The organism is Mesorhizobium album (assembly GCF_033977205.1).
Classification (GTDB): domain Bacteria; phylum Pseudomonadota; class Alphaproteobacteria; order Rhizobiales; family Rhizobiaceae; genus Mesorhizobium; species Mesorhizobium album.
Genome location: NZ_JAVIIW010000124.1, coordinates 1 through 1,440, shown reverse-complemented (window position 1 = coordinate 1,440; position 1,440 = coordinate 1). Strand labels below are relative to the sequence as shown.

Annotated in this window: 1 protein-coding gene and 1 pseudogene; both read left to right on the top strand. The window is 67.2% G+C overall.

What is annotated here, in order from left to right:
* A partial coding sequence (locus RFN28_RS34490) for a malate--CoA ligase subunit beta (protein WP_320291580.1) occupies nucleotides 1-1,107 on the top strand: 1,107 nt, incomplete at its 5' end.
* A gap of 13 nt (nucleotides 1,108-1,120) precedes the next feature.
* A pseudogene (locus tag RFN28_RS34485) lies at nucleotides 1,121-1,440 on the top strand (succinate--CoA ligase subunit alpha); the annotation flags it as partial.

The window sequence follows — 1,440 nt, the reverse complement described above, 5'->3', positions numbered from 1 at the left end:
CCCGAGCAGGCCGCCTACCGGACGCGCGAGATCGGCGGCTCGAAGTGGGTGGTGAAGGCGCAGGTTCACTCCGGCGCCCGCGGCAAGGCCGGCGGCATCAAGCTGTGCGGCTCCGACAAGGAAGTCTCCGACGCCGCCGAGGCGCTGCTGGGGCGCCGGCTGGTGACGCACCAGACCGGCCCGCGCGGCAAGCTGGTGTCGCGCCTCTACGTCGAGGAGACGGTGAACATCGCCCAGGAGCTCTATCTCGGCTTCGTGCTCGACCGCAAGGAAGAGCGCGTCATGATCGTGGCTTCGGCCGCCGGCGGCATGGAGATCGAGGAGATCGCCGAGCGGCAGTCGGATTCGATCATCCGCGCCACCGTCGATCCCGGTGTCGGCATGCAGGGCTTCCAGGCGCGCGAGATCGCCTTCGGCCTCGGCCTGGAAAGCAACCTGATCGGCAAGGCCACCGAGACGATCATGGGCTGCTACCAGGTGTTCCGCGACTACGACGCCTCGATGCTGGAGATCAATCCGCTGGTGGTGACCCGCGACGGCAACCTCGTCGCGCTCGACGCCAAAATGTCGTTCGACGAGAACGCGCTGTTCCGCCGCCCGGAAATCTCCGAGCTGCGCGACAAGAGCCAGGAAGACCCGCGCGAGACCTTCGCCAGCGACCGCGGCCTCTCCTATGTCGGGCTCGACGGCAATATCGGCTGCATCATCAACGGCGCCGGGCTCGCCATGGCGACGATGGACATGATCAAGATCGCCGGCGGCGAGCCGGCCAACTTCCTCGACATCGGCGGCGGCGCCTCGCCCGAGCGGGTGGCCAAATCCTTCCGCGCCGTGCTCGGCGACAGACAAGTCGAGACCATCCTGGTCAACATCTTCGCCGGCATCAACCGCTGCGACTGGGTCGCCGAGGGCGTGATCAAGGCGATCCGCGAGGTCGGCGTCGACGTGCCGCTGGTGGTGCGGCTGTCCGGCACCAAGGTCGAGGAAGGACGCAAGATCCTGGCCGATTCCGGCGAGAAGGTGATCGTCGCCGATACGCTCGCCGAAGCCGCCGAGAAGGCCGTCGCCGCCTGGCGCGAGGCCGCCAAGAACAAAAAAGCAGCCTGAGGGAGGTCGAGAAATGGCAATCCTGCTCAACCGCAGCACGCGCGTCATCGTCCAGGGCTTTACCGGCAAGATCGGCAGCTTCCATGCCGAGGACATGAAGCGCTACGGCACCAAGCTGGTCGGCGGCGTCACCCCCGGCAAGGGCGGCCAGACGCATCTCGGCCTTCCGGTCTTCAACACCGTCAAGGGCGCCGTGCGCGAGACCCGCGCTGAGGCCAGCATCGTCTTCGTGCCGCCGCCCTTCGCCGCCGATTCGATCATGGAGGCGGCGGATGCCGGCATCAAGCTTTGCGTGTGCATCACCGACGGCATCCCCTCGCAGGACATGATGCA